Raw genomic sequence first — 25,681 nt, forward strand, 5'->3', positions numbered from 1 at the left:
GTTTTAACCTGCATTGTTTCTAATTTTTTTAATTCGCTCTGCGATAGATTGATTCTCGCAATCATCATAATATTTTTCAAAGGAGAGAAAGCTGTCGACATGATACACCTATTAATTAATTGACAAGTCAATCAACACCATTAACCACAGAGGGTTGAATATCACGAGATTTATTCTGAAATTTCCTGCCAATTTTTGCTCCACAAAAACACACACGTTGAGGTAAATATCGACATCTACATGATTGCATTGATGAAAAATGCGTATCATCAGTGCTCATAGTGGCAATTTAATGACACTTAGATCATTTGTAACTCAAGTAAATGCTTCAGGATAAAGACCACTTTGATCTTATACTGAAGAGTGAACGTACAAATATGTTATTAACGGGCTGTTAGGCTGACGACATACATATGAGTACCCCATCTTTAGTGATTTTTTTCGATGCGCAGTGTCCTTTATGCTGCAATGAAATGCGTTCATTAAAAACCTTCGATCACCATGGTCGGGTTCAGCTTATCGACATAAATGACGGCGATGCTATGCGTAGCTTTCCTTCTATCGACAAAAGCAAGGCGTTATCGATACTGCATGGCTTAGATCAACAAGGCAATCTGCTTTATGGGCTGGATGTGACCGTTCTAGCTTGGCGTTTAGTCAACAAACATCGCTGGTTATTCATCACGCGCTTACCCATCCTAAAATGGATTAGCGACCAAATTTATCTCCTTTTTGCAAAACATCGCATGTCGATATCTCGCTGGTTTAGTCATGCTCAATGCCGTAATGGCGTTTGTAAAAACAGAGAGTGATAACAATGAAATACCTCATTATTGGCGCCTCAAGCATCATCGCCCAAGCTTTTATAAGGGAGCTCAAAGCGCAGACTTTAGCGCCAGAAATCGTTACCGTCTCAAGACAAAAATATCTCGCCCAATCCTCAAGCGAACATTTCCCAACCGACTACAGTATCGAATCAACGGCCTTGATTGCCAAAACATTGGCCGACATCGGGCATAAGTTTGATCAAATTGTGTTTTTTAATGGGCAACTACACAACGGCACCTATACACCGGAAAAGCGTATCTCAAGGTTTGACGAGTCTTACTTTCAATGGCTTTTACAATGTAACGTTTTGAGCCAAGTGCGTTGGTTTCAATATTTACCATCACTTATTGATCGTCAATCTTTTGCAAAAATTACGGTTTTTAGCGCGCGGATAGGTAGCTTAGAGGATAACCACAGTGGCGGCTGGTACAGCTATCGGATGAGTAAAGCGGCGCTAAATATGGCGACGAAAAGTTTTGCGATAGAGCTAGCTCGCACTCATCCCAACACACAAACTATTCTGTTTCATCCGGGAACCACCGACACCCCGCTTTCTAAACCATTTCAGCGTAATGTGGCTAGCGATAAGCTCTTTGAACCGGAGTTTGTGGCTAAGCAACTTTATCAACTACAGCAAAAGGAAATGTTAGATAAGCCCGTCTGTTTTGTGGATTGGCAGCACCAGACCATCAAATGGTGATCGCTCATTGAGTGGTCGATAACGCAGCTGATGTTCGGTGAGCCATGTTTTTAAGGTCTTGCGCGATATTTTAATACCCGTTTCGCTCAAGTGATTTGGTATTAAAAAATAATCGATGGGATATTTAAATCTTTCAAGCCTGCCATTGAGCCACTGCTCTAACGCCTCTTTTTTAGGCATAGTTTGGCATTGCAACAAAGCAACGCTGCGCGCGCCAAACTCATCATCATGAACAGGGATCACCATCGCTAAAGCAATGTCGGGGTGGTGAGATAATACCGCTTCAATCTCTTCACAATGAATGTTTTCGCCTCCAGAGATAAATTGGTTATCAACGCGGCCAATAATGCACAGCTCATCATTCTGCCAATGGCCAAGATCTTGGCTGTCGAACCATCCTTGTTCATCGATAAGAGGCGTGATTAAGCCTTGTTGGTAATAGCCACTGGATATGGTTTCACCGCCAATGAAAATACGCTGACCTTGTAGCTTCACTTGCCGTTTAGGTAGCACGTGGCCAACACTCTGGCTTGCGTTAACACGTTTTGCTGTGACAGTGGAAGCTGCTTCCGTCATACCATAACCCACCCAAGTTTCAATGCCATGCTTTGCCGCCTGCTGGGCGAGATGGTTTGGGATATGGCCTCCGCCAAGCAGCACGTGCGTTAATGCGAGCGGTGTTTTACTGTCTAATAAACGCTTCAGTTGAGTAGCAACCAATGAAGCATGCGTAACATGAATTATATCTTGGGTGAGATCACCGCTGCCGACTTTTAAGCAAGCACCAGCTGCTAGCCAGCGATAAATAATGGCTAACCCAGACACATGATACATCGGTAAACTCAGCAGCCACGTATCATGGCAACTAAATGAAAATACCTCAAGTAAGCCACTGGCTGACGACCAATGCTGCTGAAAAGTATGAATAACGGCTTTAGGAACCCCAGTAGAGCCAGAAGTAAAGATGATTGAGGCAAACTGTGTCTCAGCCTTGTTTACCATAGCGCTCGTGGGCGGCGAAACATGTTCGTTAGTAATATGTTCATGAGTAAAAAGCCGGATGTTAGCGTCAGCGAGCAATGAAGTTAGCTCACTCTCCTCAAGCTTAGCTCCTTCACCTAACCATAACCAATGTGGTTGATTCTCTCCGTATAAGGTACTGAGTTTCTGTTTCAGCAGCATCACAGGTTGTGGCATGGTGATGGCGCAGATCACGCCAAGTTTTAACGACGCAAGGTAGATTAACACTAACTCAAGGCTGTTCTTACCCACTAACGTCAGCACATCTTGGTTCTGCAAACCTTGTTGCTGCATTGCAAAAGCATAAGCGTCAATACGGTTCGCTAACTGCTGCCAAGTGTAGGTTTGATTCGCCGTACGCAATGCGATCGCGTGCGGCGTATACAAAGCATGTTGTTGCCACGGCTTTTGGCAAAAGGAAACGCCTACTCGCATTGAGATTGCCAAACCACCGTTTGCTGCGCGAGCGTTTGTATCGGCAATGCGCTGTTGGGCCATGCGCTTTCGAGTTGTGCTTTAAACAAACTAATCGTATCTAGCCCCGGAATTTCATTAGGCAGTTGCCACTGCGCAAAACGAGCTAATTGGCAAAGCCCTAAGCTTGATTCGATGCTAGAGCTAATAACGGCTTGAATGCCTAATGTTTTAGCTTTTTCAATCAAAGCGATACAGCGCTGTACCGACCCAATCAAGGTCGGTTTAATCACAATGGCTTTCGCTCCCGTCAGATCTTCTAGCTGAAAATCTGCACGGCGAACGGCTTGCTGTAAGGTTTCATCCCACGCAATCGCAATGCCCGTATTGATAGCAAAAGCCAAGCTGTCACTGGGAGATGGACACGGCTCTTCCAAAAACGCAATGCGTTGACGCAGCGAAGGAGAGACATATTGGGCAAATTTTTCAGCTTTAGCGGGTGTCCAAGCTTGGTTAGCATCAAGACGCAATTGCAAATCAGGCATGGATTCTAAAAACAGATTTACGATCATCCCATCGCGAATCGCTTCGTACAGCCCAACTTTAATCTTCGCAACTCTATGATCGCCCGGTAGCGCGTTCAGAAGCGGGATCAGTTCATCAGGGTCTCCCGAGCACAAAGGTGCTGCGTGATAGTGTCCGGCTTGAGGCAACCCACCATCCAGCTCTAACTCCGCCATCGACAAACCAAAGGCAACAGAAGGAAAAAGATCATCATAGGTAATAAGCTCACCACTAACCCAAAGCTGAAGCTGCGCTATTAACTGCTGCTGTGCTTGCTCAAGTGACTCTAAACTGAAACCGGGTAATGGGGCAACTTCACCCAACGCTGAACCGTGATCATCTTGTAATTCAATAATCAGACCTTCACGTTCTACCAGCTTCTGATTGCGGAGAATAACGCCGCTATCCATCGGTAAACAGTAGCGATACAGTGTTGCGCTGCGCATAATTTCAACCTTTTGTTCGATATTCGACTTTGTTCATTGAGACCACTAGCCCAAATCATCACGGAAAATTGGATGATTTGAGCCGATTTTACGCTTAAGGATTACGAGGGAATTTATTGAAATCAGGGCGGCGTTTTTCATTGAAGGCATTGCGCCCTTCTTGCCCCTCTTCTGTCATATAGAACATCATGGTTGCGTTACCCGCCAGTTCTTGCAAACCTGCTTGGCCGTCACAATCTGCGTTGAGCGCTGCTTTCAAACAGCGCAGCGCCATAGGGCTATGCTGCAATACTTCACGACACCAGCGAACCGTCTCTTTTTCTAAATCAGCTACTGGCACAACCGTGTTGACCAGCCCCATGTCCAACGCTTCTTGAGCATCATAAAAACGGCAAAGGAACCAAATTTCACGCGCTTTTTTCTGCCCAACGATACGGGCCATGTAAGACGCACCCCATCCACCATCGAATGAACCCACTTTGGGCCCTGTTTGACCAAACTGGGCATTTTCTGCCGCTATAGTTAAATCGCACATCATATGCAGCACATGGCCACCACCGACAGCCCAACCAGCAACCGCCGCAATTACAGGTTTCGGACAGGTACGAATTTGGCGTTGGAAATCGAGCACATTGAGATGATGCGTACCGGACTCATCACGATAGCCGCCGTAGTCGCCACGAATTTTTTGATCGCCACCAGAGCAAAATGCCGCTTCACCAAGACCAGTTAGAATGATCACGCCAACTTGCTCATCATAACGCGCATCGGCCAGCGCACTGATCATCTCTTTAACCGTTTGTGGGCGAAAGGCATTACGCACCTGAGGGCGGGCAATCGTAATTTTGGCAATGCCATCTTGCGATTTGTGATAGTGAATATCTTCATATTCGGCGCTGCAGTCACTCCAGATGACTGGTGCATACAATTCTTGTTCAGTAATACCGACTGTTTTAGCCATGGTGCTTTCCATTGTTCTATTAATTATTGTTTTTGAACCAACGCGTTAGCATTGGCTGATAAATTCTTGAATAAGATGAGCAAATACTTCGGGCTGCTCATGATGGACATTATGCCCTGCAGCCCGCACTTGGCGATATTCGAAACCGCTTTGCTGTGCCAGATGAACAAACTTGCTGTCCTTCTCCCCACAAATATAGACCATTGGCAATGCGACTTGCTCAAGTTGTGCGAGCAGATAAGGCTGCTTTGCCAATGAAGTCGAAAGTAGCATGTGAGCCACTGCCACCCCAAGATTAGCACTGCGTTGAGTGACTAAAGTTTGTCTTTGCTCATGATTTAATGAAGAAAAAACGGGTTGATGATACCAATCGACCAAAACTCGCTCAATCTGCTCAGTTTGGAAACGATGTGCCCAATGGTGATCATTTTTCAATCGTTGCTCACGTTCAAAAGAACTCTGCAAGCCGAAGTTGCCACCCTCAACGATCAAACCTTGAATGTTCAACGCCGAAAAACGCTGCATCGCCACGCCATACATTGCCAGCCTTCCACCAAGTGAATAGCCCACCAATACGATAGGTGTTTTTTCGCCAAGCTGCTTAAGCACGGTTGCAGAAATGTGAGCGCAGCACTCATCAAAATCATCACATAAGAGAGACTGACTACCGCCATGGCCGGGAAGATCAATCCATAATTGCGAGTATGGCGAAAGGAAAACCGCCGTTTTCGACCAATCTCGCCCACTGCCTAGTAAACCATGTAGAAAAACCACCACAGGCTCGACCGACGTCGAACCTGTGGTGGTGCTGCAATAAAAACGACTACAAAGCATAGACTTGCTGGGTAAATTGTGTGATTTGCTCACCGGCTTGCCCAGACGGCGTGGTCACTTCAACCAATAAGGTGCCAGTACCCTGTTGTAAATGTTCACGGACCAAGCTTTGATAAGCAGATAAGGTTTGCGGACAAGCATAACCTAAACGAAACTGCCGTGCGGCGTGTTCAAATTGGTAGCCATGGGGCATTTGGTACAAGGCGGTTTTGTGCGTTTTGGGAACGGGTAATAGATCAAAAATAGCGCCACCATCATTATTCACCACCACCAGCACCAGAGGCGTGCTGACTTGGCTAAGCAGAGCTAGAGAATTCAGATCATACAGCAATGACGTGTCACCAATAAATACCAACATTGGATTATGATTGGCTCGCTGTACTCCTGCGGCGGTTGCCACTAAGCCATCAATGCCCGAAGCGCCTCGATTGGAGTAAACCGAACGTCCCTCAATTTGAGCAAACATATCAGCTAAACGGACGAACAAACTGTTGCCGATAAATAGGTCGGCCCCTTCGCTACGCTCGGCCATATCGAGCGCTAAACCAATCTCTGTAATGGAAGAGTCACCGTTCAAATGTAATTTAGCCAGTTGGGCAATCTCTTGCGCCACACTTTTTATCCGATCCGACCAACCCGCTTGCGCCGCACCTAAAGCCGTTAATTTACCAATATGCCGATCGACCCAGCACGCAATATCAGTGACAAACTGCTGTTGCATCAGATGGCTTTGATTATTACGTGCCATTTGGGGTGAAACGTAAATATACTGCACGTTACCCGTGTGGGCATGGCTAGCTAGCCATTGAGTAAGCCGTTTTGAGACCAGCCGTGAACCGAATTGGATCACCACCTCACTTTCACTAAGCAGCTCACGTGCTCGCGCATTTTGCAACCATAAATCAAAATGCGCCCATTCGCTGCTCACGCCTGATTGTGGATCACATAAGACTGGCCAGCCAAGTTTGTTGGCAAAGTGCTTGGCCTTCTTCGCTTCAGCTAACGTCAACGAACCAAGAATCACCAGCCCTTTTTTACTCAGCCATGCACCATCATCTAACGTTTTGGTTTCGGTTTGGTACTGGCGAGAGCTGAATGCTTGCTCACGCTGACGCCACGCTTCAATCACAGCTAAATAGTCCGCGTAAAGATCTACATCATGTTCGGCATAAAGTGGTTCGGGAAAAGGACAGTTAATATGTATTGCACCACCCATATAATCTTGGTTGGCCATAGCCTCATCCACTGTGGTTAACAACCAAGTCAATGGAATAGTCGTCGATGGACTGGGTAGATTCACCGCCTGCGTGACATGTGATGAGTAAATACCTACTTGATTGATTGCTTGATTCGCACCGCATCCCACGAGCTCAACGGGCCGGTCAGCCGTGAGTACAACGAGTTTTTCACCCGTGAGGTGTGACTCAGCAATCGCTGGCAGTAAATTAGCCGCCGCCGTGCCAGAAGTGACAATCACCGCAACTGGCTTTTGGCTCGCCTTAGCAAGACCTAAAGCAAGAAAGCCCAGCCCACGCTCATCAAAGTGAGTATGGATTGAGAGCTTGTGATTGGCGGCCGCCTCTAAGGTCAAAGGTGTCGAGCGTGAACCTGGTGCAATACAGATCTCTTGCACCCCAAGTCGAGTAAGCTCCTCAAGTAGCGTTTGGCTCCAAATTCGGTTCAGCACTGCTTGGTCATGCTTCATGACGCCACTCCTAGAGGAAAATGGTCGCTGATCAAACTCAGTAAGGTTGCCATTTTTTTGTCTAACTCTTGCCATTCATGCTCAGCAACTGAACCTGGAACAATGCCCGCTCCGGCAAACAGTTGGACCTGATTGTCCACCAGCAAAGCGCTGCGAATCGCCACACAAAACTCCGCTTGTTGATGGCTAAAATAACCGACTGAGCCAGCATACCAACCACGTGCAAAAGGCTCATTAGCCTGAATAAAATCCATCGCCGCTTTGCGCGGCAGGCCAGCTACAGCCGCGGTTGGTTGTAAAGCGTTCAGCAGTTGCACACCATTCACACCCTTTTTCAGCTGCGCATGGATACCCCGTTTTAAATGTTGCACTTTGCGCAAACGCACTAAACGGACGTCCTGTTCCACATCAACCCTTTCAGAATGAGGCGTTAACCGTTCAATAATGTCATCCACTACATATTGATTTTCATTAAGATTTTTACTGTCTTGAGTAAGCCAATGAGATAACTCCATGTCTTGGCTCGCATTTTCTCCCCGACCTATAGTTCCCGCCAGCGCTTCGGTATACAAAGTCTGCCCTTGACGAGCGTACAAACGCTCAGGTGTCGACCCCATAAAGCTGTGTTTTTGATCAAATGCTAATAAAAAATGAAAACTGTGATGATTGTGCGCCGCACTTGCCTTAAGCAACTGCGCCGCGCTTAACGGCTTATCTAAACTGAGTGTCGTTTGCCGCGCGAGTACCACTTTCTTAAACGCTTGATGATCAATTCCCTCAAGCACTTGATTGACCAACTGCTGCCACTTCACCTCATTAGGTTGATGGGTGACCTGTTTTATATGTGACGTCATACCACGTAACGGACTAACTTCAAGTTGCAGTTTATGCAGTGCGACCAAGGTTCGTTGGCGTTCAGCGGTAATATTCGCCGCCAATGACCATTGACCATCACAGCAAATCAGCTCAATTTGCGGTAAAAAGAAAAATGAGGATAAACAACGGCGATTTTTGTCCGTATGCCCATCAAAAGAACGTCCACCCCAAACTCGCTGCTCCTGACCAAGAATAGCGTAGGCAGGTTCAGCCTCAGAAAAAGTATACAGCTGACCTAATGCCACTACTTCTTCGCGCGTATCACGTGACTGCCAATAAAATTTAGGGAAAATGGGTTGCGCTTCAAGCCAATCAATTGGCGCGAAAGGGGGAGCTTCTTGCAGTATTTGTACAAAACGAACGTCATCATCCTTCGCGTCGTTTATTTGCTCGATTAACCGAGCAATAGCTTGATGAAAATGCGACAAATCGACCTCGAAAACATTGAGACACGGGCTCTACTGACGGCTACTCTATTTAGAGAGGGAAACGAAATCAAGGTTACGAGTTATCTTTTGCAGATTCCTGTGATAACGGGCATCTTCATCTGTATCCTAAAAGCGTACAGTGGCAGATTTTTATTCTATCAAACATCAATTTAGTGTAGTTTAATAAAGAAATTATTTATTTTTCAGGAATTATACAATGCAAAATATCGGGATGTCGTCAAAACTCGACAATGTCTGCTATGACATTAGGGGTCCTGTACTCAAACATGCTAAACGCATGGAGGAAGAGGGGCATAAAATACTGAAGTTAAACATTGGTAACCCCGCCCCATTTGGCTTTGACGCCCCAGATGAAATCCTAGTTGATGTGATCCGTAATCTGCCTACTTCACAAGGCTATTGCGACTCAAAGGGGATCTATTCCGCGCGCAAAGCCGTGGTGCAGCACTACCAGAAAAAAGGGCTGCGTAGCCTAGATGTAGAAGATGTTTACATCGGTAATGGTGCTTCAGAGCTTATCGTGATGGCGATGCAAGCGCTGCTTAATAATGGCGATGAAATGCTTGTCCCTGCTCCTGATTATCCATTATGGACCGCTTCGGTCGCCCTCTCGGGCGGCACTGCTGTGCATTACTTGTGTGATGAAGAAGCCGATTGGTATCCTGATCTCAACGACATCAACAGTAAAATCACGCCCAAAACACGCGGTATTGTGTTGATCAACCCCAACAACCCAACAGGTGCTGTCTATAGCCGTGATTTCCTGCTGGAAATTGTTGAGATTGCCCGCAAGCATAAATTGATCATTTTCGCCGACGAAATCTACGACAAAATCTTATACGATGGTGCAACCCATACGCCCATTTCAACACTGGCTGATGACGTTTTAATGGTCACTTTTAACGGCCTGTCAAAAGCGTACCGTGTGTGCGGGTTCCGTGGTGGTTGGATGTTCCTTACCGGGCCAAAACACATCGCCAAAGGTTATGTGGCTGGTTTGGAAATGCTTGCCTCAATGCGTTTGTGTGCCAATGTGCCCATGCAGCATGCGATTCAAACCGCATTAGGTGGCTATCAAAGTATCAATGAGTTGATTTTGCCCGGCGGCCGACTGCTCGAACAGCGCGATCGCGCGTGGGAATTGATCAACCAGATCCCCGGCGTCTCATGTGTCAAACCTAAAGGAGCCATGTACCTGTTCCCGAAAATCGACACGAAAATGTACAGCATTAAAGATGACCAAAAAATGGTGCTCGACTTCTTAAAACAAGAGAAAGTGCTATTGGTTCAAGGAACGGGCTTTAACTGGCCAAAACCCGACCACTTCCGCATTGTCACCTTACCGCATATTGAAGATTTGGAAATTGCCATTGGCCGCTTCGAACGTTTCTTATCGACCTACAGTCAGTAGCATTCTGACGTAAACTTCCATATGCTAAACGGGCGCACTTTTCGATACTAAAAGTGCGCCCGTTTTCTTTTAATCGCCAATTTTTCTCTTGGCCCCCGACACAGCAAGGATGTTTATTGCAATGAAAGAGAGTCACTTTTTTGCTCACTTAGCCCGAATGAAGTTAATTCAACGCTGGCCTTTAATGCGATCCATCTCCAGTGAAAATATCTCCGAACACAGCCTACAAGTGGCATTTGTCGCTCACGCTTTAGCCGTAATCAAAAACAAAAAATTTGGCGGCAAGGTCAACCCTGAACGGATTGCGATTTTAGGTATGTACCACGATACCAGTGAAGTGTTGACGGGCGATCTTCCAACACCAGTTAAATACTACAACCCCGATATTGCGAAAGAATACAAAAAGATAGAAGCCGCCGCCGAACAAAAACTGCTCTCGATGTTGCCTGAAGAGCTGCGTGAGGATTTTGCTCCATATCTCGTTTCAGACGCCGCGCACCCTGAAGATGTGGCGATAGTCAAACAGGCAGATTCACTCTGCGCCTATCTCAAATGCTTAGAAGAACTCAGTGCGGGCAACCATGAATATGCGCTGGCCAAAAAACGTTTAGACGTCACCTTGCGAGATCGCTATACACCTGAGATGGAGTATTTTCTCAATACCTTTGCCCCTAGTTTCGAATTAACGCTGGACGAAATCAGCTAACTCACGCTAAGTTACTTGTTAAGTGTTTGAAAAACATAAATGTACTGCAGGAGATGGCATGGATATATCCATTGACCCCAAATGGCTTGAACGCCAAGATGATGAGCATAAAATCCGCCGCGATGATCACCGCAGCCCTTTCCAACGCGATCGGGCACGTATTCTTCACTCGGCAGCATTTCGTCGCTTGCAAGCCAAAACTCAAGTACATGGCACTAGCTTGAATGATTTCCATCGCACTCGCCTCACTCACTCCTTAGAAGCCGCGCAACTCGGCACTGGTATAGTGGCGCAAATTAAACTCAAACAACCAGAGTTTCGTGATTTGCTGCCTTCGGATAGTTTGATCGATTCCTTATGCCTAGCGCATGATATCGGTCACCCTCCTTATGGTCATGGCGGCGAAGTGGCGCTCAATTATATGATGCGCGATCACGGCGGCTTTGAAGGCAACGCGCAAACCTTCCGTATTGTGACTAGCTTAGAGCCTTACACCGAACACCATGGTATGAACCTGTCACGCCGCACTGTGCTGGGATTATTAAAATACCCTGCGCTGCTGAGCCAAACTCGCGCCGTACAGCAACCCAATGCAGTCGCTCACCAGCGTCAGTTGAAAGCTAAAGAGTGGTCGCCTGCTAAGGGAATATACGATTGCGATCACGCGATTTTTTCTTGGGTAACGGAGCCGCTCTCTGCGCAAGATAAAGCCCTACTCAGTCAAATGCGTGGTCAGCCCGCAACGCCTTATCAACATCACAAGACTCGCTTTAAATCACTCGATTGCTCAATCATGGAGCTGGCCGATGACATTGCCTACGGCGTGCACGATTTAGAAGATGCCATCGTGCTTGGCATGGTGACTCGCCAACAGTGGCAAGAGGCCGCGGCCTCGAAACTGGCCGAATGCGGCGATGCGTGGTTTGAAGAACACATCGCTTCCATCAGTGAAATGCTGTTTGCAGGCAAACATTACCGTCGTAAAGATGCGATTGGCGGGATTGTTAATGCGCTACTGACTAGCATTCATATTCAAGCCGTTGATGCGCATTTTGAGAATGAACTACTCGCCTTCAACGCCTATTTAGAACCCAATATGGCCGCCGCACTGGAAGTACTGAAATCATTTGTGAGCCAATATGTGATTCAAATTCCGCAAGTGCAGCGTTTTGAATACAAAGGCCAACAAATCATCATGGATCTATTTGAAGCGCTAAGCGCCGATCCTGAACGCTTACTGCCAGAAACAACGCGCGGTAAATGGCAAGCCCAAGCCAGTGAAAACGATGGTATGCGCGTTATCTGTGACTATATTTCGGCTATGACCGATGGCTATGCGCAAAGGCTCCATCAACAACTGTTCTCAGCTCATAATCACTATTAATGGCTGGTTGAGTGGTAACTTCTGCCATCATTACTCACTGATATAGCGGTTACTCGCTGATATAGTTTTGCTTAAAAACCCCAGCTGGCATTTGGCTAATTTGAAAGGCAACCATCGCATCAAAAGCATCAAGGAGCGGTTGAAAATTTTGCCGTGGCTCAAGCAATGACAAGATATGAAAACCAGCTTCAACGGTTGATAAGCTGTTTTCACTCGGTGCCTTGCGAATGCGATAATTGCCTTTGAGATCGGTCGGCAAGTGCAAACACGGTAGCGAATGTAAATTGCTCGAGAGTTGCCACATTTTATACGCTTTCTTCCAAGTACCATCGAGTAAAATAACTCGTACTTTTCTGGTATCAGCATTGATATTCATAGCCGACACGGGCTGCGCAGTCTCATGCGGGTAAAGTACATAGTTGAGCACATCCGGCTCAGCTAAGCACTCATTCAGCTGAGTGTGCCGGCTAAAATCTTCGGCAACAAAGCGCCTGCAATTCGCTAAAGATAAATCGAGAATTCGGGCTGTGCCCATTGGGCGATGTTCTTCTGTCGGATGTTGAAGAATGATAAGCTCGACCGACGAGGAAAGCGGTACGATCAAAGAACAGATGCAGGCTTTTCGCGCTTTACCACATTGAGAACAGTATCGAGACATAACGTGAATTACTTTCGCCTTTGCTTACTAAACATAAACCATCAAAAAAATCGTTATTTTGCACTACTTGCTATCAGCTTGGTCTGCTTGGGATTGCAATGGCCGCCGCTGGCCGCCCTTAGTGCGTGGAATCGGCCTGCCATTGAAGCGGGCCAATGGTGGCGGATCCTAACAGGAAATTTCACACACACCAACTTTACACACCTTGGTATGAACCTCGCAGGGCTGTGGATTATCCATTTTGTGTTTCAGCCGAGCAGTAAAAAATGGTTAATCAGCCTTCTGGCAACCAGCCTGATGGTAGGCGTCAGCCTTTTTTTGAGCCGTATTCAAGTCTATGTCGGCCTTTCAGGCGCGCTCCATGGAATGTTTGCCTATTTGGCGCTGCAAGAAGCACTGCAAGGGCGTCGCAGCAGTTGGCTGTTGGTGGTTGGTGTTATTGTCAAAGTTGTCTGGGAGCAAATTTTCGGCGCTTCAAGTAACACCAGTGAGCTTATTAATGCACGCGTGGCTATCGAAGCGCATTTAGCAGGCATGTTGGCCGGGTTGATACTCGCCATCGGTGAATGGCTGAGATCAAAAAAAACGGAGAAGTAACGTACTTCTCCGCTTAATACTCTCCGAAAAATAATCTGCCTGCTTCGAGAAAGACGCACCTAACCTAAACGATTGGCCGTTGACCGCGACTGATCAATTTCAGAAGCACGCTATCAGCCGCTTCGCCCGCAACACCAGCCAATTTATCAGTCAGTTTTTTCTTCTGCACATAATGGATTGCCAGTACCGTTTTATCTTTACACGCAGCAACCACTAAGTCGTCAGAAGTTTTGATCTCATCGACTAAACCGAGCTCTTGAGCTTGAGTCCCAAACCAGTGTTCGCCAGTGGCCACTTTCTCAAGGTCAAGCGCTGGGCGATGCTCGCGGATAAAATCTTTAAACAGTTCGTGAGTCTCTTCGAGTTCTTGCTTGAACTTATCGCGCGCTTTATCACTGTTTTCACCAAACATAGTCAGCGTGCGTTTGTATTCACCTGCGGTTAATTGTTCAAATTCAATGTCATGTTTTTTAAGCAGTTTATTGAAATTAGGCAACTGTGCAATAACGCCAATGGATCCAACAATCGCAAAAGGAGCGGCCACAATTTTATCAGCAATACACGCCATCATATAACCACCGCTGGCGGCCACTTTATCAACTGCGATGGTTAGGGGTAACCCAGCCGCTTTAATGCGATCGAGCTGCGAAGAAGCCAAACCATAACCATGCACCATGCCACCGCCAGTCTCTAAACGCAGCAACACTTCATCACCTTGACGAGCAACGGCGAGAATGGCGGTCACTTCCTCGCGTAGCGAACTCACTTCTTTGGCATCAATACTGCCGTTGAAATCCAAGACAAAGAGATGCGGTTCACGTTTGGTATCTAGCGCGCCCTCTTTGGCCGCTTTTTTGATCGCTTTGTCACGTGCTTTGTTTTTCTCTTTTTCGCTTTTCTTTTCTGCTTTATCGCGAGCCTTCAAGAAAGCATCATCGTGCAGATGGTGTTCCATCTGCTCGACCATTTCTTTATGACGCTCGGTTAAATTCACTACTTCCAGCTCGCCTTTCTGCGCGCTGTTTTTTCCGCCCACCGATTTCACAATGACCAATAGCACAACAAGAGCGACGACGATTGTCGCAATCTTGGCCAAAAATAGGCCGTAGTCCAATAAAAATTCCAACGTCCTAATCCTCATAGGTTTTGATTTGGTGTATTGTAACCACCTTGTCACGAAGACTTAAAGCAAATCATAACAATAAGGAAGCACAAGGTGGATTATTCAGTTTCTGCAGATGCCCTCAAAGATAGAGTCATTTTAGTTACAGGTGCTGGCGACGGTATCGGTAAACAAGCCGCCATCAGCTATGCAGCCCACGGCGCAACCGTCATTTTGCTCGGCCGCACGGTGAAAAAGTTAGAACAAACTTATGATGAGATAGAAAACGCTGGCTACGCAACACCTGCGATTGTTCCGCTGGACATGAAAGGAGCCACCAAGCAACATTACCTCGATATGATCGATACCATTGCAGAGCAGTTTGGTCGCTTAGATGGTGTGCTACATAACGCGGGACTTTTGGGTGTGATCAGCCCGTTTGATCAGATCGGTGAAGATTCTTATGACGATGTCATGCAGGTCAACGTCAAAGCGCAATTCTTACTCAGCCAAGCGGCGCTGCCATTGCTGCACAAATCTCCAGATGCGCGGATTGTATTTACGTCTTCAACCGTAGGCCATGATGGTCGTGCTTTTTGGGGCACTTATGCTATGTCAAAATTCGCCACAGAAGGGATGATGCAAGTGCTAGCTGATGAGCTAAGCAACACATCAATTCGAGTGAATGCAATTAATCCCGGTGGCACGCGCACAGGCATGCGCGCCAAAGCTTATCCCGCTGAAGATGTGGAGTTGTTGAAAACGCCTAAAGATATCATGCCGCTTTATCTCTATTTAATGGCGCCGGAAAGCCAAGCCGTGAATGGTCAATGTATCGATGCACAACCGAAAAAGTAATGGCTTAGCTTTTTCTTAATCTTTCAATGCCTTGCCTCATCAGCAAGGCATTGTCGTTTGAGGTGAACGTTACTATTTCATGTCAGCACATTACATTAGAGACGACTTTATTGTAATGATGGCTAAAAATCTTACGAAAGCACATCACGTAATCGGTCTTGTGCCACTTGTACTAATAAATCGGGTTGGAATTTAGAGATAAAACGATCACAACCCACTTTTTGTACCATGGCTTCATTAAAGCTGCCACTGAGTGACGTGTTTAACGTAATAAATAGTGATTTCATTCTCGGATCATTACGGATCTCGGAAGTCAGTTTATAGCCGTCCATTTCTGGCATTTCAGCATCGGTGATCATCAGTAAAAGCTCACTCGTTACATCTCTTCCTTCATCGCTCCACGACTTCAGAAGATTCAATGCTTCTAAGCCATCTCTGCATTCGACAATTTCCAAACCAAGCTGTGAGAGCGTCCCTTTTATTTGGTTACGAGCCGTTGAAGAATCATCCACAATCAGAATTTTTCGCCCGACCATCTCCGCAACCAAATCATGATCAAGAACGCCTTCTGAGATAGAAACGTCATAATCAATAATCTCAGCTAACACTTTTTCAACATCAATGATTTCAACAATATGGCTACTGTTGACCTCTTTAACATGGGTGATAGCGGTAAGGTAATTAGAACGGCCAGCTAAACGCGGTGGTGGCTGAATTTCAGTCCATGCGGTATTGATAATATTGCGAACTTGCCCAACCAAAAAACCTTGAATGGTTCGATTGTACTCAGTGATGATGAGGTTCTGTTCCTGGCTATCCAAGCGAGATGGAGGAAAACCGATCGCACTGCGCAAATCAATGACAGGAACTGGCACTCCCCTCAATGAGGCTACCCCCGTAATATTATGATGAGAACCGGGCAATTTCGTTAACTGAGGAACTTTGATCACTTCCCTCACCTTAAATACATTGATCGCAAAAATTTGCCGGCTATTTAAGCTGAATAAAAGCAACTCAAGTCGATTCTCTCCGACAAGATTGGTGCGCTGGTCAACCGTATTTAAAACACCTGACATACGAAATCCCGAAAATTATAGTGAACTCACATAACAGTATAGCCATATGGGTTAATTGTAAAAAATATAAATGATCTAACCGCGAAAAAATTAACCTTCGACAACTTTCATCAGCAAAAGTCCATCATAGAGAGCTTGTTTAATCAAAGCCGCACCGGGCATGGTTGCCTGTTTATAAAAACGTGATTCCACTAATTCGAGATCTTGATGATAGACAGGTAAGCTCTGCTCTTCGATGCATTTTTGCAATGCAGGGTATAACACGTTCTTAGCTTGGTTAATAACACCACCGATAAGAATTTTTTCTGGGTTAAATAGGTTGATCACAATTGCGATTGCGGCCCCTAAATAACGCCCTAGTTTCTCTATCACATCCACCGCTAATGGGTCACCCTCTGCTGCGGCCTCACAGATATCTTCAATAGTGATTTCACTGTGCTCAGTCAATGATGAAACCTCACCGTTTGCAATACGCAGCGCCACTTCTTCACGAATTGCTTGCGAACTGGCGACTGTCTCCAAACAGCCAATATTGCCACAATGGCAACGTTTACCGTGCGGATCAATTTGGATATGGCCTAACTCACCGATATTCCCGTGCCGACCTTGCAGCACCCTGCCATCAAGGATAATGCCGGCCCCTAAACCGTGGTGAATAGAGATAAGAACTGAATTTTCATTGCCTTGCGAATGGCCAAACAACTTTTCAGCCAGTGCCCAAGCTCGGGTATCATTCGCAACAAATACAGGTAGGCCCGTCGCCTTATAAATTTCAGGACCAAGAGCCAGATTTTCCACATTGTAATGAGGCATCTGCAGTACAATCCCTTGCTCTGAATTCACTAAACCGGGCAAGGTAATTGCGATACTCGTCACTCGATCCAATTGCGACGAGTAGGTTTGAAAAAATTCTTCAATTTCGTAAAGCAACCTAGCGAGCACGTCATCTTGGTCTAGCTCATGGATCTCAATTTTGGTGTCGATCAACACTTCACCACCCAACTCATGCAGGGCAATAATTAGGTAACCACGCCCTAAACGCATGGATAAAAATTGCCATCCCTCATTATTGGTTTGTAAACCAACGGCTGGGCGGCCACGGCTGATCGCTTCTTGTACTGTCGTTTCATGGATTAAATGAGCTTCAATTAACTCACGAGTAATTTTGGTAATACTTGCCGGAGCAAGCTCACTCTCCTTCGATAAATCGATGCGAGAAATGGGACCTTTTTGGTCAATGAGTTTATATACACGACCAGCATTGACCTGTTTGATATGATCAATATGGCCTGGTTGCGCCATATACATTGGGAGCTCCAGAAATCAATAACATGCCAATTTTTTTACTTTGCGAAGTAATTGTGAAGCGCTTTAGTATATTGCCGTGACAAGCATCACGGATATACCTAGATCTTCGTGTATTTAGCCAATAAACTGCCATTTGTTTACATTCAAAAAATATGAAACTCCTCTTTTTTTGTGACAAAAATCATCTGACACCTGTCGATAAATTTCACTCTTATCCCCTTTCTTTCGCCAGATCTTGCATATACTCAATCTAGATTCCCGCCCCATCAGGAGAACACAATGACCGCTGTGTTAAGAAGAACAAAAATCGTGACTACTTTAGGCCCATCAACAGACAAAGGCGAGATATTAGAGGCGATTATCAAAGCTGGCGCAAATGTTGTGCGCATGAATTTTTCACATGGTAGCTCCGAGGACCATAAACTGCGAGCGCAACGAGTAAGAGCTATCGCGGCTAAGTTGGGTCGCCATGTCGCTTTACTTGGTGATTTACAAGGACCAAAAATTAGGGTCTCCACATTTAAAGAAGGAAAAGTCTACTTAAATGAAGGTGACCGATTTGTTCTTGATGCAGAGCTCCCCCCAGGGCAAGGTGACCAAGACTCGGTTGGCATTGACTACAAAAAGCTACCACAAGATGTGCAACAGGATGACTTGCTGCTATTGGACGACGGACGAGTACAACTACTCGTCACAGCAGTCGATGGTGCTAAAATACACACCATAGTCACCGTCGGTGGTCCACTTTCAAATAACAAAGGCATCAACAAAAAGGGTGGCGGTTTATCGGCGGAAGCGCTGACCGAAAAAGACAAACGAGACATACTACTCGCCGCCGAAATACAGGTTGAATATCTGGCCATTTCATTTCCTCGCAATGGCGAAGATATGAAATACGCTCGCCGCCTCGCTCGTGATGCAGGCCTTGAAGCCAAACTCGTGGCGAAAGTGGAACGGGCAGAAACCGTGGCCAGTGATCACAATATTGATGACATCATTATGGCCTCCGATGTGATCATGGTCGCTCGTGGTGACTTGGGGGTAGAAATTGGTGATCCTGAGCTGGTTGGTGTGCAGAAAAAACTGATCCGCCGCGCTAAGGCACTCAATAGAGTAGTGATCACCGCAACACAAATGATGGAGTCAATGATAGAGAACCCAATGCCAACCCGCGCGGAGGTAATGGATGTTGCCAATGCGGTGCTTGACGGAACCGATGCGGTGATGCTTTCAGGTGAAACTGCTGCTGGGAAATACCCAGTAGAAACGGTTCGTTCGATGGCCGAAGTGTGTGTCGGCGCGGAGAAAATGATCGAAGCTAGCCAACAAAATTATCGAATCGATACTTCGTTTGTGACTGCTGAAGAGACCATCGCGATGTCCACTATCTATGCGGCCAATCACATGGAAGGAATCAAAGCCATGGTGACTCTGACCGAATCAGGAAGAACAGCGCTTATGACCTCACGCTTAAATTCTGTACTGCCTATCTTTGCTATGTCACCCAATGAACGAAGTTTAAACCGCTGCGCTCTATATCGGGGAGTCACACCCGTCTATTTTGATACCAAAGCAGACACTGGTTTTGATGTGGCCGTTGCAGCTCTCAATACGCTTAAGGAGAAAAAATTGTTAGAGTTCGGTGACTTAGTGATCATCACTCAAGGTGACATTATGGATGTCGAAGGGTCAACCAACTGCATGCGTATCCTGCCGGTCCTTGAATAACCCGTGCTCCCCGTTAACTTAATGGTCGCGGGGAAAATAATCCGATGATGCAATACGGGACTGATATGCCGACTGCGCTTGGTTAAATTGGTCGATAAAGCGATAACCCGCCGTCAGTCCCAGCTCATAATCATAAAGCAGATCTTCTTGACTGCTTAAGAGAGATCTTGACCTCAATGGTTCGCTGGGCACAATCTGTAGGATGTAAGCATCATCCGGCGGCGCACGCAAAAATTCTTGAGTAAGAGAATAAGTTTGGTAATGCACCATTAACATATCCGCTAACCCCGAATCAAACTTGTCACCAATTAAATGACTCAAGCGATAAATATCATCAGCGCCAAATAACCAGCGTCCACCATTGAGTAGCTCCAAATTCATTTGCTCACGTTTTTGTAGCTTAGAACGTTCTATTTGTTGATGGAGAAGACCACTCCACTCTTGCTTCCAGTAAGACAATTTTTGTCGCCACTGACCTTGAATATTTTGCAAAGGTTCATGTAGCCAATGAGCCTCGTTGTAAGGCTTAGCAGAAGGCAACGGCTTCATCGGTAACCCACTCTCTACCGCGTCGACATCAGGGCATTCAGTGCGGATTACCGCGACAAAACGGGCACCTCTACGCCATGCCTCCTGAACTGGAATTGATGCCGATACTCCACCATCAATATATAGGTCATCACCCAGCTTGACTTCATGCGGATATAAGCGGGGAATCGCACAGGTGGCAATCAACACCTCTCGCCAGTTACTTTCTAATATCGGGAAATAATGGTCGTGTAGTGAGTGTGCTGAGGTAACAGCAGCATAAGCTTTTCTTTTCGCAAGGACTTGGACTCCCATATCGACATCCAACCGATAAGGAAATTCCGATATGCGATCTAAAGCCCAATCCAAGTTCATGAACTGCTTACGCCGAACGTAGCTAAATAGATTAAAAAAATTAGCATCCGTGGTGAGTTCTAAAATAAAAGCCTTGCCTAACCCATGCTGACGGCATAGGTAAGCGCACAAATTCAATGCACCTGCAGAGGTGCCATAAAATTCATCAAAGGGGTCAAAATTGGAAAGAAGGAACGCATCTAACACACCTGCGGTAAAAATACCTCTTTGGCCACCACCTTGGGCAACCAATGCATTTTTTCCTCCAATGTACTTCGAGAGCCGATCTAAATCCGCTCTCGTCTCTTTATCAGAGATAGTTCCACTAGTGTTCATCAGCAGAACCCTCGTTGATTAATGGCTGATAGCGATCAAACCAAAACCGACGAGAATAGTAAAGACCGTTGCAGTAATCACTAATGCATATTTTAGATCAAGTTCCATAGCCACCTCCTATCAGATAACAAAGTAATAACATCAGTGTGAAGTATCTTCAAGAATCGTTGGTTTTTCGTGCACAATTATGGAGTTACCATCACAATAACCTAATCGTTAAAAAGTGGCTTAGGTTAATAATTATGCATCAATACAATAAAATCATTCTTATCATAGGAGCTTTATCTGCTCACTATGCACAAGCGCAAGTCATCGTCTCTCCCTTTTTTGGGTATATCATTGGGGGCGAAGTCGAGGATCAAGCCAGCAATGAATACGATTTAAAAGCTTCCTCTGGTTATGGCCTCGCTATAGAAACTGATTACGAAAAAGGCCGAATTGGTCTGTTTTATGCCACTCAAAACACCTCTGTTGAAACCATTAACGCGGATGCCAACATCCATTATCTCCACTTTCAAAGCAGCATTTATTATCCGACAAGCCAACAATTGACCGCTTATATAGGCCTAGGTATCGGTGGTTCTTATACGGATGTTGACTGGGCTAAAGATAAATATGGTTTTTCTTCAAGCTTGTTTGGGGGTTTTGAGTATGCCTTTACCGATAACATTGCGCTGAATAGCCAAGTGCGTTGGTTAGGTACCTCTGTTGACAACGAAACTTCAGCAACCTGCACACTGCCCTCTTCAGAAACGTGCGCGATTCGTTTTAAATCTGATTGGATCAATCAATTTTCGGCTAATATCGGCCTAACAGTTCGTTTTTAAACCAAGATAAAATTGTGGTGTGATTCACTAGTGAGTGTATGTTTTTCAGTCATACACTCTTCGACAAAAAATAGTTTTATCATTTATATTTTTTAGACAACGAAGTTATAAATTCCATTCTTATTAAAAAATGACGTTCATTCCACCTAAATCCCAATTAATTAACAACTAATACACCATCAAAAAACCAGAGAATAACATTTACAATCTATTGCCTTAACTTAGATTAGTCTGTAGTCTCGAACCCATGCGTAGCTGATTATTTCAGATACAGCAAACACACATCGAACTATTAAGAACAATATTCTGAGTTCTCTGAAAGCTGACAACATATAACACTAACTTTTTGCCAGTTCATGGATGATGGCGCAAATATTCACGGTCTATTTAGTGTACCGATAGTATTCATCACTCCAACACTGGCTCCGCAGCCGAAGAGAAGCTTCATACCTCAGGGAAGTCGTAAAGGAGTAAACAATGAAGCGAGAACAATGGGGATCCCGTGCAGGGTTCATTCTGGCTGCCGTAGGTTCGGCCATCGGTCTTGGAAACATATGGCGTTTCCCTTATATGGCTTATGAGAATGGGGGTGGTGCATTCTTCATCCCTTACCTTTTCGCCATGATCACAGCGGGTATACCGTTTATGATCCTAGAGTTCAGTATGGGTCAAAAGCATCGCGGTTCAGCACCAGCCACACTGGCTAAAATTCACGCAAAATTTGAATGGTTAGGTTGGTTCCAAGTAGGGGTTGCCGCTATTATTGCTGTGTATTATGTGGCCGTTATTGGCTGGGCTATTTCCTACTTTGGTATGTCGTTTACACAAAGTTGGGGAACCGATACTAATGCTTTCTTCTTTAGCAACTATTTAGCACTAGGCGATAATTCACCGACAAATCTCGGTAGTATTCAATGGAAAATCGCCATTGCAATGCTGATTGCATGGGCCATTACTTATGCTGCTATCGTCGGTGGAGTGAAATCTGGAATCGAACGCGCTTCAAAAATCATGATGCCAATACTGTTTATCATGGTACTGCTTTTGATTGGCCGCATGATTTTCCTACCAGGTGCATTAGATGGTGTGAACTACATGTTTGAGCCTGACTTTGACAAGATCTGGGATGTGAAGGTTTGGGCTGCTGCTTATGGACAGATTTTCTTCACCCTAAGTATTGGTTTTGCCATCATGCTGGCGTATTCCAGCTACCTTCCTGAGAAATCAGACATAACGAATAACGCCTTCATGACAGTATTGATCAACTGTGGTTTCTCAATTCTGGCGGGGATTATGATTTTCTCTGTTCTTGGCTACATGGCTCATGAACAAGGCAAACCGTTGACAGAAGTCGTGTCTGCGGGCGTTGGGCTTGCATTCGTTACGTTACCAGCGGCTATCAACCTATTGCCAGCGCCCTATATTCTTGGGCCAATCTTCTTCTTTGCACTTGTTGTTGCAGGCCTAAGCTCACACATATCAATCATTGAAGCCGTCACCTCAGCCGTCATCGATAAGCTAAAATGGAGCCGTAAAAAGGCCGCTAATGTAGTTATCAGCGTAGGGTTTTTGGTTTCAATGGCCTTTGCGACCAACGGTGGCCTGTTGCTACTCGACCTTGTCGACCACTTCGCAAACAACGTGGGCATTATGGCGAGCTGTCTAGTGGAACTTACGCTCATGGCATGGCTATTTAAGATTTCTGACGTACGCAAATACGTGAACAGCATTTCCGATTTCAATATTGGCGTGTGGTTTGATATTTGTCTGCGCTTTATCTCACCTGTAATTTTGGCCATTATTGTCGCCACAAAACTGAACGCTCTATTCACAGAGGGTTACGGTGGTTATGACCTCACCCTAGGATGGGTCATGATCGGGTTACTATTCGCTATAGGCGTAACAATCAATGCAACAAGCCGCAAGGAGTGCAACTAATGACGACAAGTGCAATTATTATGATGATTATTGGTTTGGGCATTACGTGGGGTGGCGCCGCCATCTGCATTAAAAAAGCCATGAACAAACAATAATCCTGTTGATTCTAAAAGCCGATGTCATCATCGGCTTTTTTTATGCCTGTCGACAACCGCTACACCTGCCTCTTGAAGCCAAACCTATTCATGCCACCCAAACCACAGCAAAATTAAACATGTGAATAAAGGAATAGAGCGAAATAGCCCTTACTTGATTATCGTTTGAGATAAAAGAGAATTAAGTCAACAAGCCAAGTGTGAGATCCGTCTTATCGCCGCAATAATAAATGAGATGGCAATGATCAACTTATAAAAATAGGGGATGGCTGATGAACGAGTTAGCGGCAAAAGAAAAGGAGGCTTTCGCCTCCTTTTTTATAGGGGAATGAAAAGATATGAATTAACCGTGGTTACGGATCCACTCATCCATTTCAGTTTTAAGGTTGTCAGACTTAGTACCAAAGATAGCTTGAACGCCACCCGATACAACAACAACACCCGCAGCACCAAGCTGTTTCAATTTCTCTTGGTTTACTGCTTCTGTTTTAGCAACAGAAACACGTAGACGAGTAATACATGCATCTAGGTTAGTGATGTTTTCTTTACCACCAAAGGCTGCAACAAGTTCACCAGCTAACTCACTGCCTGTAGCAGAAGAAGCTTCTTCAGATTCATCTTCACGACCTGGAGTTTTCAGGTTCATCGTACGGATAACGAAAGTAAACACGACATAGTATAGAACTGCATAAGCAATACCTAGACCAACCAATAGCAACATGTTTTCAGCACGAGGAGATTGAACAACAAAGTCAATGAAACCGTTCGAGAACGTGTGACCGTGAACAACACCTAGAGCGTTAGTCAATACATAAGCAAGACCAGCTAGCAAAGCATGAACAACATAAAGTACTGGAGCGATGAATAGGAACGAGAACTCAATAGGTTCTGTAATACCCGTTAGGAATGAAGTCAATGCAGCTGACGCCATGATACCCATTACTTTGGCACGGTTTTCTGGTTTAGCACTGTGTGCAATTGCAATTGCTGCAGCTGGAAGACCGAACATTTTGAATAGGTAGCCACCCGCTAGTTGACCGAAACCGTTACCTGCAGCGCGAGACGCATCATCAGCAGTCAAGAAACAAGTCATGATACCGTGAACGGTAGTACCTGCATTGTTGGTACATGTACCTGCTTCATAGAAGAAAGGCACGTTCCAGATGTGGTGAAGACCAAATGGAATCAATGAACGCTCAACAACACCGTAGATACCAAATGCGGTTACTGGGTTTTGGTTAGCAGCCCAATCAGAGAATGTTGCGATAGCTGAACCTACAGGAGGCCAAATGATAGATAAAACAATACCTAGAGCAATCGCAAGGAAACCCGTAATGATTGGTACTGCACGTTTACCCGCGAAGAAGCCAAGATATTCAGGAAGTTGAATTTTGTAAAAACGATTGAATGCCCAAGCAGCAACACCACCTGCAAGGATACCACCAAGAACGCCCGTCTCGATGTTATCAACACCCATTACGACTGCCATTACTTTTAGCGTCGCAACCATGATGCCATAGCCAACAATTGCTGACAGGCCTGAAACACCATCGTTATTCGTGAAGCCTAATGCTACACCTACTGCAAAGAGTAGTGCCATTTGACCAAAAACCGAACCACCAGCTTGTTCCATTAAATGTGAAACAACTTCTGGTAGCCAGCTAAAGTTCGCTGCACCCACACCAAGCAAAATACCCGCAACTGGTAAAACTGATACTGGAAGCATCAGAGCCTTACCAACTTTCTGCAGGTTTGCAAAAAGGTTTTTAAACATGTTTATGCTCCTGATTAAGTTATTAGAATTGTTTGGGTTCTAACGGCACACCCCCGTAGCCTAAATGTTAGCACCCAATGAAAATGTAACCACATATCGCATTATATTTTTCGCCTCTAAATATATCTTGATGCCACTCAAACTTTCTAGTTAGTAACGAAATTTTGTTTCAAAACAATAGACCGATCACAATGCGGGAGGGTG

The 25,681-nt window shown here is 45.5% G+C and carries 24 protein-coding genes; 11 read left to right on the forward strand and 13 right to left on the reverse strand.

Annotated elements, in window-relative coordinates; all coding sequences use genetic code 11:
* Positions 1-413 precede the first annotated feature (413 nt).
* Positions 414-812, forward strand: coding sequence for a thiol-disulfide oxidoreductase DCC family protein (locus AACQ17_RS03230; protein ID WP_013856435.1), 399 nt, complete (start codon positions 414-416; stop codon positions 810-812).
* Positions 813-817: 5 nt separating this feature from the next.
* Positions 818-1,528, forward strand: a complete 711-nt coding sequence (locus AACQ17_RS03235) for an SDR family NAD(P)-dependent oxidoreductase (RefSeq protein ID WP_094147141.1) — start codon at positions 818-820, stop codon at positions 1,526-1,528.
* Here AACQ17_RS03235 and menE read toward each other — a convergent pair.
* From menE to AACQ17_RS03265, 6 genes are all read right to left on the reverse strand, one after another.
* On the reverse strand, positions 1,475-2,983 hold the full coding sequence (menE, locus tag AACQ17_RS03240; protein WP_094147140.1) for an o-succinylbenzoate--CoA ligase: 1,509 nt from the start codon (positions 2,981-2,983) through the stop codon (positions 1,475-1,477). The genes AACQ17_RS03235 and menE overlap by 54 nt on opposite strands.
* Positions 2,974-3,972 (reverse strand): o-succinylbenzoate synthase, encoded by a 999-nt coding sequence (gene menC / locus AACQ17_RS03245; protein ID WP_017048564.1) that lies wholly within the window; start codon positions 3,970-3,972, stop codon positions 2,974-2,976. The genes menE and menC overlap by 10 nt, the downstream gene beginning before the upstream one ends.
* A 94-nt stretch (positions 3,973-4,066) precedes the next feature.
* Positions 4,067-4,933: a 1,4-dihydroxy-2-naphthoyl-CoA synthase gene (gene menB, locus AACQ17_RS03250; RefSeq protein WP_026027256.1), complete on the reverse strand. Its 867-nt coding sequence runs from the start codon at positions 4,931-4,933 to the stop codon at positions 4,067-4,069.
* Between the two features lie 45 nt (positions 4,934-4,978).
* On the reverse strand, positions 4,979-5,767 hold the full coding sequence (menH, locus tag AACQ17_RS03255) for a 2-succinyl-6-hydroxy-2,4-cyclohexadiene-1-carboxylate synthase (RefSeq protein ID WP_017045276.1): 789 nt from the start codon (positions 5,765-5,767) through the stop codon (positions 4,979-4,981).
* Positions 5,757-7,472 carry a 2-succinyl-5-enolpyruvyl-6-hydroxy-3-cyclohexene-1-carboxylic-acid synthase gene (menD, locus tag AACQ17_RS03260; RefSeq protein ID WP_094147139.1) on the reverse strand — a complete coding sequence of 572 codons (1,716 nt, stop codon included), beginning with the start codon at positions 7,470-7,472 and terminating at the stop codon, positions 5,757-5,759. The genes menH and menD overlap by 11 nt, the downstream gene beginning before the upstream one ends.
* Positions 7,469-8,776 (reverse strand): isochorismate synthase, encoded by a 1,308-nt coding sequence (locus AACQ17_RS03265; RefSeq protein ID WP_013856429.1) that lies wholly within the window; start codon positions 8,774-8,776, stop codon positions 7,469-7,471. Before AACQ17_RS03265 ends, menD begins: the two co-directional genes overlap by 4 nt.
* A 217-nt stretch (positions 8,777-8,993) precedes the next feature.
* On the opposite strand from AACQ17_RS03265, the gene AACQ17_RS03270 reads away from it, so the two are divergent.
* The 3 genes from AACQ17_RS03270 to AACQ17_RS03280 all read left to right on the forward strand — a co-directional run bounded on the left by AACQ17_RS03270 (position 8,994) and on the right by AACQ17_RS03280 (position 12,298).
* Positions 8,994-10,208, forward strand: coding sequence for a pyridoxal phosphate-dependent aminotransferase (locus AACQ17_RS03270; RefSeq protein ID WP_013856428.1), 1,215 nt, complete (start codon positions 8,994-8,996; stop codon positions 10,206-10,208).
* Positions 10,209-10,329: 121 nt separating this feature from the next.
* The gene (gene yfbR / locus AACQ17_RS03275) at positions 10,330-10,914 is read left to right on the forward strand and encodes a 5'-deoxynucleotidase (RefSeq protein WP_094147137.1); all 585 of its coding nucleotides are present in this window, start codon (positions 10,330-10,332) and stop codon (positions 10,912-10,914) included.
* Between the two features lie 58 nt (positions 10,915-10,972).
* The gene (locus AACQ17_RS03280) at positions 10,973-12,298 is read left to right on the forward strand and encodes an anti-phage deoxyguanosine triphosphatase (protein WP_094147136.1); all 1,326 of its coding nucleotides are present in this window, start codon (positions 10,973-10,975) and stop codon (positions 12,296-12,298) included.
* A 49-nt stretch (positions 12,299-12,347) separates the two neighbouring features.
* Here AACQ17_RS03280 and AACQ17_RS03285 read toward each other — a convergent pair whose 3' ends face one another.
* Entirely contained in the window at positions 12,348-12,956 is a 609-nt protein-coding gene (locus AACQ17_RS03285; RefSeq protein ID WP_088732716.1) for a tRNA-uridine aminocarboxypropyltransferase, read from the reverse strand.
* A gap of 3 nt (positions 12,957-12,959) precedes the next feature.
* Here AACQ17_RS03285 and rrtA point away from each other — a divergent pair, with 3 nt between their 5' ends.
* On the forward strand, positions 12,960-13,553 hold the full coding sequence (gene rrtA / locus AACQ17_RS03290) for a rhombosortase (RefSeq protein ID WP_094131624.1): 594 nt from the start codon (positions 12,960-12,962) through the stop codon (positions 13,551-13,553).
* A 64-nt stretch (positions 13,554-13,617) separates the two neighbouring features.
* On the opposite strand, the gene sohB is transcribed toward rrtA, so the two are convergent.
* Positions 13,618-14,679 (reverse strand): protease SohB, encoded by a 1,062-nt coding sequence (gene sohB, locus AACQ17_RS03295; protein WP_026028277.1) that lies wholly within the window; start codon positions 14,677-14,679, stop codon positions 13,618-13,620.
* 90 nt (positions 14,680-14,769) lie between these two features.
* On the opposite strand from sohB, the gene AACQ17_RS03300 reads away from it, so the two are divergent.
* Positions 14,770-15,513: a YciK family oxidoreductase gene (locus tag AACQ17_RS03300; RefSeq protein WP_017048556.1), complete on the forward strand. Its 744-nt coding sequence runs from the start codon at positions 14,770-14,772 to the stop codon at positions 15,511-15,513.
* A 131-nt stretch (positions 15,514-15,644) separates the two neighbouring features.
* Here AACQ17_RS03300 and AACQ17_RS03305 read toward each other — a convergent pair whose 3' ends face one another.
* Together AACQ17_RS03305 and mlc are read right to left on the reverse strand one after the other, a co-directional pair.
* Positions 15,645-16,589, reverse strand: a complete 945-nt coding sequence (locus AACQ17_RS03305) for a chemotaxis protein CheV (RefSeq protein ID WP_017048555.1) — start codon at positions 16,587-16,589, stop codon at positions 15,645-15,647.
* A gap of 90 nt (positions 16,590-16,679) precedes the next feature.
* Complete coding sequence (gene mlc, locus AACQ17_RS03310) at positions 16,680-17,897, reverse strand: sugar metabolism global transcriptional regulator Mlc (RefSeq protein ID WP_013856420.1); 1,218 nt, start codon at positions 17,895-17,897, stop codon at positions 16,680-16,682.
* 279 nt (positions 17,898-18,176) lie between these two features.
* Here mlc and pyk point away from each other — a divergent pair, with 279 nt between their 5' ends.
* Positions 18,177-19,625 carry a pyruvate kinase gene (gene pyk / locus AACQ17_RS03315; protein ID WP_017045267.1) on the forward strand — a complete coding sequence of 483 codons (1,449 nt, stop codon included), beginning with the start codon at positions 18,177-18,179 and terminating at the stop codon, positions 19,623-19,625.
* Between the two features lie 18 nt (positions 19,626-19,643).
* Here pyk and AACQ17_RS03320 read toward each other — a convergent pair whose 3' ends face one another.
* Complete coding sequence (locus tag AACQ17_RS03320) at positions 19,644-20,843, reverse strand: patatin-like phospholipase family protein (protein WP_094147712.1); 1,200 nt, start codon at positions 20,841-20,843, stop codon at positions 19,644-19,646.
* Between the two features lie 18 nt (positions 20,844-20,861).
* A complete protein-coding gene (gene cydH, locus AACQ17_RS03325) occupies positions 20,862-20,951 on the reverse strand; it encodes a cytochrome bd-I oxidase subunit CydH (RefSeq protein WP_094123948.1) in 90 nt (29 codons plus the stop codon).
* Between the two features lie 38 nt (positions 20,952-20,989).
* On the opposite strand from cydH, the gene AACQ17_RS03330 reads away from it, so the two are divergent.
* From AACQ17_RS03330 to AACQ17_RS03340, 3 genes are all read left to right on the forward strand, one after another.
* Positions 20,990-21,670 (forward strand): outer membrane beta-barrel protein, encoded by a 681-nt coding sequence (locus AACQ17_RS03330; RefSeq protein WP_017045265.1) that lies wholly within the window; start codon positions 20,990-20,992, stop codon positions 21,668-21,670.
* 477 nt (positions 21,671-22,147) lie between these two features.
* On the forward strand, positions 22,148-23,608 hold the full coding sequence (locus tag AACQ17_RS03335; RefSeq protein WP_017045264.1) for a sodium-dependent transporter: 1,461 nt from the start codon (positions 22,148-22,150) through the stop codon (positions 23,606-23,608).
* Positions 23,608-23,703 carry a MetS family NSS transporter small subunit gene (locus AACQ17_RS03340; RefSeq protein ID WP_010319106.1) on the forward strand — a complete coding sequence of 32 codons (96 nt, stop codon included), beginning with the start codon at positions 23,608-23,610 and terminating at the stop codon, positions 23,701-23,703. Before AACQ17_RS03335 ends, AACQ17_RS03340 begins: the two co-directional genes overlap by 1 nt.
* A gap of 343 nt (positions 23,704-24,046) precedes the next feature.
* Here AACQ17_RS03340 and ptsG read toward each other — a convergent pair whose 3' ends face one another.
* Positions 24,047-25,477 carry a PTS glucose transporter subunit IIBC gene (ptsG, locus tag AACQ17_RS03345; protein ID WP_013856413.1) on the reverse strand — a complete coding sequence of 477 codons (1,431 nt, stop codon included), beginning with the start codon at positions 25,475-25,477 and terminating at the stop codon, positions 24,047-24,049.
* Positions 25,478-25,681 lie beyond the last annotated feature (204 nt).

The organism is Vibrio sp. V10_P2A27P122 (genome assembly GCF_963874335.1).
In the GTDB taxonomy this organism is placed as follows: Bacteria; Pseudomonadota; Gammaproteobacteria; order Enterobacterales; family Vibrionaceae; genus Vibrio; species Vibrio anguillarum.

What these genes read in the sequence shown, in the direction of transcription:
- AACQ17_RS03280 (WP_094147136.1), top strand. Translation starts at nt 10,973, where the DNA reads ATGGATATATCCATTGACCCCAAATGGCTTGAACGCCAAGATGATGAG.
- pyk (WP_017045267.1), top strand. Translation starts at nt 18,177, where the DNA reads ATGACCGCTGTGTTAAGAAGAACAAAAATCGTGACTACTTTAGGCCCA.
- yfbR (WP_094147137.1), top strand. Translation starts at nt 10,330, where the DNA reads ATGAAAGAGAGTCACTTTTTTGCTCACTTAGCCCGAATGAAGTTAATT.
- AACQ17_RS03270 (WP_013856428.1), top strand. Translation starts at nt 8,994, where the DNA reads ATGCAAAATATCGGGATGTCGTCAAAACTCGACAATGTCTGCTATGAC.
- menD (WP_094147139.1), bottom strand. Translation starts at nt 7,472, where the DNA reads ATGAAGCATGACCAAGCAGTGCTGAACCGAATTTGGAGCCAAACGCTA.
- AACQ17_RS03335 (WP_017045264.1), top strand. Translation starts at nt 22,148, where the DNA reads ATGAAGCGAGAACAATGGGGATCCCGTGCAGGGTTCATTCTGGCTGCC.
- ptsG (WP_013856413.1), bottom strand. Translation starts at nt 25,477, where the DNA reads ATGTTTAAAAACCTTTTTGCAAACCTGCAGAAAGTTGGTAAGGCTCTG.
- menB (WP_026027256.1), bottom strand. Translation starts at nt 4,933, where the DNA reads ATGGCTAAAACAGTCGGTATTACTGAACAAGAATTGTATGCACCAGTC.
- AACQ17_RS03340 (WP_010319106.1), top strand. Translation starts at nt 23,608, where the DNA reads ATGACGACAAGTGCAATTATTATGATGATTATTGGTTTGGGCATTACG.
- mlc (WP_013856420.1), bottom strand. Translation starts at nt 17,897, where the DNA reads ATGTATATGGCGCAACCAGGCCATATTGATCATATCAAACAGGTCAAT.
- AACQ17_RS03285 (WP_088732716.1), bottom strand. Translation starts at nt 12,956, where the DNA reads ATGTCTCGATACTGTTCTCAATGTGGTAAAGCGCGAAAAGCCTGCATC.
- menC (WP_017048564.1), bottom strand. Translation starts at nt 3,972, where the DNA reads ATGCGCAGCGCAACACTGTATCGCTACTGTTTACCGATGGATAGCGGC.
- AACQ17_RS03235 (WP_094147141.1), top strand. Translation starts at nt 818, where the DNA reads ATGAAATACCTCATTATTGGCGCCTCAAGCATCATCGCCCAAGCTTTT.
- cydH (WP_094123948.1), bottom strand. Translation starts at nt 20,951, where the DNA reads ATGGAACTTGATCTAAAATATGCATTAGTGATTACTGCAACGGTCTTT.
- AACQ17_RS03305 (WP_017048555.1), bottom strand. Translation starts at nt 16,589, where the DNA reads ATGTCAGGTGTTTTAAATACGGTTGACCAGCGCACCAATCTTGTCGGA.
- AACQ17_RS03230 (WP_013856435.1), top strand. Translation starts at nt 414, where the DNA reads ATGAGTACCCCATCTTTAGTGATTTTTTTCGATGCGCAGTGTCCTTTA.
- menH (WP_017045276.1), bottom strand. Translation starts at nt 5,767, where the DNA reads ATGCTTTGTAGTCGTTTTTATTGCAGCACCACCACAGGTTCGACGTCG.
- menE (WP_094147140.1), bottom strand. Translation starts at nt 2,983, where the DNA reads ATGCGAGTAGGCGTTTCCTTTTGCCAAAAGCCGTGGCAACAACATGCT.
- AACQ17_RS03320 (WP_094147712.1), bottom strand. Translation starts at nt 20,843, where the DNA reads ATGAACACTAGTGGAACTATCTCTGATAAAGAGACGAGAGCGGATTTA.